This window comes from Methylobacterium amylolyticum (assembly GCF_030700245.1).
Taxonomy (GTDB): domain Bacteria; phylum Pseudomonadota; class Alphaproteobacteria; order Rhizobiales; family Beijerinckiaceae; genus Methylobacterium.
This window is the reverse complement of sequence record NZ_JAUYZI010000117.1, coordinates 1-4,617: the sequence shown is the minus strand read 5'-3', so window position 1 is coordinate 4,617 and position 4,617 is coordinate 1. Positions and strand designations below refer to the sequence as shown.

Annotated in this window: 4 protein-coding genes and 2 pseudogenes; 3 read left to right on the top strand and 3 right to left on the bottom strand. The window is 66.3% G+C overall.

The annotated features are described in order from the left end of the window. The coding region (locus Q8W71_RS32460; RefSeq protein ID WP_305529436.1) for a transposase domain-containing protein at nt 1-233 on the top strand (233 nt) is incomplete at its 5' end. A 311-nt stretch (nt 234-544) separates the two neighbouring features. Here Q8W71_RS32460 and Q8W71_RS32455 read toward each other — a convergent pair. After that, on the bottom strand, nt 545-904 hold the full coding sequence (locus Q8W71_RS32455) for a hypothetical protein (RefSeq protein ID WP_305529435.1): 360 nt from the start codon (nt 902-904) through the stop codon (nt 545-547). A 273-nt stretch (nt 905-1,177) separates the two neighbouring features. On the opposite strand from Q8W71_RS32455, the pseudogene Q8W71_RS32450 reads away from it, so the two are divergent. Continuing rightward, a pseudogene (locus Q8W71_RS32450) lies at nt 1,178-1,465 on the top strand (helix-turn-helix domain-containing protein); the annotation flags it as partial. A 9-nt stretch (nt 1,466-1,474) separates the two neighbouring features. On the opposite strand, the gene tnpC reads toward Q8W71_RS32450, so the two are convergent. Both tnpC and Q8W71_RS32440 read right to left on the bottom strand, forming a co-directional pair. After that, nucleotides 1,475-2,755, bottom strand: coding sequence for an IS66 family transposase (tnpC, locus tag Q8W71_RS32445; RefSeq protein ID WP_305529434.1), 1,281 nt, complete (start codon nt 2,753-2,755; stop codon nt 1,475-1,477). 146 nt (nt 2,756-2,901) lie between these two features. Continuing rightward, nucleotides 2,902-3,259, bottom strand: a pseudogene (locus tag Q8W71_RS32440) (transposase); the annotation flags it as partial. Nucleotides 3,260-3,332: 73 nt separating this feature from the next. Here Q8W71_RS32440 and Q8W71_RS32435 point away from each other — a divergent pair. Beyond that, entirely contained in the window at nt 3,333-4,361 is a 1,029-nt protein-coding gene (locus tag Q8W71_RS32435) for an IS110 family RNA-guided transposase (protein ID WP_305528214.1), read from the top strand. The last annotated feature ends 256 nt before the right edge of the window (nt 4,362-4,617 follow it).

The window sequence follows — 4,617 nt, the reverse complement described above, 5'->3', positions numbered from 1 at the left end:
TGCGCGGCGTGGCGGTGGGGCGCAAGAACTACCTGTTCGCCGGCTCGGAGCGCGGGGCCGAGCGCGCTGCCGCCTTCTACACCCTGATCGAGAGCGCCAAGCTGAACGGGCTCGACAGCGAGGCGTACCTGCGCGACGTGCTCACCCGCATCGCCGACCATCCGGCAAAGCGGCTGGCCGACCTGCTCCCCTGGAACTGGACGCCGGCCTCGCCCGTCGCTCACGCTGCCTGACCGGAAGGCCCGCCGCCGAGCGCTTACGCGCAACGGCCTGCAGTGTGAAGCTTTGTCGCTATCCGACGGCTTGGCGGCGATGTGGCCGTCCTGGCGGAAGCGCTCCGACCAGCGGCATACGCTCAATATGCTGACCCCGAAGCGCGCGACAATCTGCTAGCAAGACGATCCGACGGCCAGAACCGCCACGACGTGCTTACGCGGATCCAGGAACGACGGTGAAGGCATCACCCGATTCTCTCACACGTGAACTCCACAAACAGTGCCACGCCACAACGTGCTTGAAGCTGCTCTAATTATAAGATTAACTCTTACGAACCAATCCACTTTGAAGTCAAAGGGTCATATTTACCTGCGAACTCTGCCTCAAGCAAAAGACGCTCTCTTAGTCCAATGAAGCAAACACGGGTGTTGTTCAAGCGCTGATCATTCTGCGCAAGCAATTCTCTATTTCCACCATCGGGCATATAATGCTTCGCATAAAACGCCGCATTGGCTTTGAGCCGATTGGCTATGAATGCATGATTTGTGGTCCAAGAAACTTCGCGGCGCAGGAGATGAAGACGCCGCGTTATTTCTTTTACTTGAAGCCCGAGCGAGTTTCCGACATGCATCTCATGAAAAATATCTATCAGCGAGTCAAGGATTGCGACGGCGATTTGTGATAACACAACAGCTCCATGACTAAGATCTGCTTACGGTGGCATATCATACAGCATCCAAAAACCTCCAATCTTCTCAATGTGTCAAAAATCATGTAATACCAGCAGCGACGGTGTCCGACTCGTTTTGGATGACGTGCTGGATTTGGAGTGATTTGATTCGGTCCTGCTAAATGGCGGGAGCAACCCGATGATCCTTGCGATCACGCGTCTGGATCTCACAGCGGCGGATCTGCGCCAAGCGGCGCAGTCGAGCAGGAATGCGGCCCAGGCCGTCGCTGCCTTGCGAACGCGTCCGTTCTGGAGGGCGAGACGCACACGGCGGCCGCCGAGAGCGCTGGGATGCAGCGACAGACGCTGCGGGACTGGGTTCACCGCTACAACGCGGACGGTGTGGCCGGCTTGCTGGATCGGTCGCGCCCGGCGCGTCCAGGCCCCTTGAGCGCGGCGCAGCGGGCTGAGTTCGACGCGATCGTGGAAGCGGGTCCGGACGTGGCGGCGGACGGGGTGGTGCGCTGGCGCCGCTGCGACCTCAAGCGGTTGGTGGAGGGTAATTACCCAGGCCTGTGATGGCAGTGTTCAGGCACCGATGGTTTTGAGGACGGTGCTGAAGGGGCTGCTGCCTGTGAGGCGGGCGGTGTCGACGACGGTGCGGATGTCGGCCTCGCCGGTGGCGGCCCACATGGCGCGGTAGCCGTTGGTCACCTTCCGCTGCACGACGGCCGGACGAAGCAGTCGCTCGGAGCGGTTATTGGTCGGCTCGACCTTTCCGGGATAGGCGAGGAACACTAGGAGCTGATCGCGCGCGCGGCTGATCTTGGCCTGCAGGTCGCGGCTCAGGTCACAGCGGCTCGGCGTGGCCAGGATGGCGCCGAGTTGCCGATCCAGGCTCCGGCGCTTGGCCGAGAGCGTCGAGGCAGCCAAGTCAGTGACGCGCTCGGCCAGGGCGAACACGCTCTGTAGCCAGAGTTGCAGGCGCCAGGGGACGGGATCGTCGCTGACCTCGACAGCGTAGGCAACATCGCGGGCCAGATGCGCCAAGCAGGTCTGGTGCTCATCCGCGTGGCCTTGTTGGGCCGTGTAGCGATCCGAGATCCACACCGCTGGTCGGTGCCCGTCCATCATCTCCCGCACCACGACAGCGCCGCGCGTCGGGGAGGCGGTGTGCACCACCGCGTCCGCCGCGTGGAACACCCAGTGGTAAGCGTTGCTGCCCTCGATCCGGACGCCGGTCTCGTCCGATGCGACGACGGTGGCCCGGCGTAGGGCCGACACCGCCGCCTCGCGCCCTGGGCGGAAGCGGCCTTGCGCGCGGCGGAGCAGGTTCATCAGCCCGCCCTGGCTGAGCGTGAGGCCGAACAGGTCGGAGAGCGCCGCCTGCAACCGTTCGTATGAGAGCGCCTGAAAGGTCTTCAGGTACGTCGCCACCGCATGCAGCCGCGGACCGAACGGGGTGCCACGCGCCGCTTCGGGCGGTGGCGCGATCACGCGCGTCCCACATCTTGCACAACAAACGGCAAGGCGCCGGTGCTGCGTCACGATCGGCGTTACCTCCGGCAGCTCGATCTGCTCGGAGACGCTGACGACCTGCGCTGGAAAAGCGGCGTGCAGGCTGGAGCCGCAGCGCGCGCACGCCTCGGGACGATGCTGGACGATCGTATCGGGATCGTCGCTCACGACGCGGCTGTGACCCTTGTGACCGGGCTTGGCGCCGCCCGGCTTGGAGTGCTCCCGCTGCTCCTTGCGATCGGTCGCGGGCGGTTTGGACGAGGTGCGTGAGGTCTTCTCTGGCCGCTGCAGCCGCAGCACCAGCTCGATCAGCTCTTCGCGGCTCAGCCGTTCAAGGTCGCTGCGGCCCATCTCACGAGAGAATCAGCGAAATCCGTCCCACGCAAGGGCGTGGGTAATTACGGTGGAGGCGCACTTCGGCGTGGTGATGGCCGAGCGCACGATCGGGGATCTGCTGCACGCGCGCGGCTTCCGCCACGTCTCGGTCCGCCCGCGTCGACCCAGCGGTGGCGACCGAGCTTCTCGCTGCTCTCGATGCCGCGCCGTGCGATGCGGGGCACGATCCCGCGGGCCCGGCACCCCTGGCGCCGGGCCATGGTGTCGTAGGCCTTGTCGGCGTGCAGCTTGTCCGGCCGCCGCCAGGGTCGTCCGCGGCGTCCGGTGTGCAGGGGTGGAATGGCATCCAGCGTCGCGGCCATCATCACGTTGTCGTGCCGGTTGGCGCCGGTCAGGCGGAAGCCGATGGTTCGACAGGCTCACCATGAGGGGCGTGCCGCGCGCGTCGGTGACGAGGTGGTGTTTCGTGCCCGGCTTGCCGCGGTCGGTCGGGTTCGGACCGGTAGCAGGCCCCCCTTTATGGATGGCCCGCCCCTCACCGGGCTACACTGTTAGGCTTGCAGTGAGCCGAGAAGAGGAAGGGAGCGGGACGATGACGATCGCGGTTCTCGGGATCGACCTGGGCAAGAACAGCTGCAGCCTCGTCGGGCTGGACGCGGCGGGACGGGTCGTGCTGCGCCGACGCATGCGGCGCGAGGGGGTGATCGCCTTCGGCGCGAAGCTGCCGGGATGCGTCGTGGCGATGGAGGCCTGCTGCGGTGCCCATCACATGGGCCGCGCCATGGCCGAGCAGGGCCACACGGTCCGCCTGATGTCGCCGGAGTACGTGCGTCCCTACGTCAAGGCGCACAAGAATGACGATCGCGACGCGGAGGCCATCGCCGAGGCGGCCACCCGCCCGACGATGCGGTTCGTGGCGCTCAAGACCGAGGCGCAGCTCGACGTGCAGACCCTGCACCGGGTGCGCGACCAACTCGTCGGTGAGCGCACGGCGCTGATGAACCAGATCCGCGCCATCCTTCTGGAGCGCGGCCACGTCGTGGCGCAAGGGCGCGCCAAGTTGGCCGCCTGTCTGACCGAGTTGCTCGACATGGAGGCGGGCACGTCGCTCACGCCACGCATGCGCGCCCTCGTGGCCGAGGTACGTGAGCGCTGGCAGGGCCTCGACCGGCGCATCGCCGCGCTGGACGCTGAGTTCGCCGAGCAGGCCCGCACGGACGCGGACGCACGCCGGCTGACCACCATCCCGGGGATCGGCGCGCTCAACGCGACCGCGCTGGTTGCAGCCATCGGCGATGTGACGACCTTCGCCCGCGGGCGCGACCTAGCGGCTTGGCTCGGCCTCGTGCCGCGGCAGGTGACGACAGGTGGGAAGCCCCGGCTCGTCGGCATCACCAAGCGCGGCAGCAAGTACCTGCGCAAGACGCTGATCCAGGGCGCGCGCGCCGCGCTGCCCTCGTTGCGGCAGAGCGACACCCATCTCGGGCAATGGCTGCGCGGGTTGCTGGCGCGGGCGCACGTCAACACGGCGGTGGTGGCGCTGGCCGCCAAGATCGCCCGCATCGTCTGGGCGTTGCTGCGCCACGGGCGGGTCTACGAGCCGGCGGCGGTCGCCGCCTGATCCGAGTTCGGCCGGCGGAACATGCGCTGGCCTTCCGATGTCTGCGGGCGGTGAGAAGAAGATGGCCTGACAGTCGACCGGTGTTCTGGAAGCCTCTCCCGTAAAATGGCGCTCGACGCCGTCCCCTTTATGAGGCCCGGAATGCGCGGATCTCCATCTTGGCCAACGGCTCCGCCGAAAGGCCGGATACGTTTATGCAGACTGCTCAGACCAGCGGATCCAGAGCCACTTGCGGACGGGGCGGGCCATACGTTTT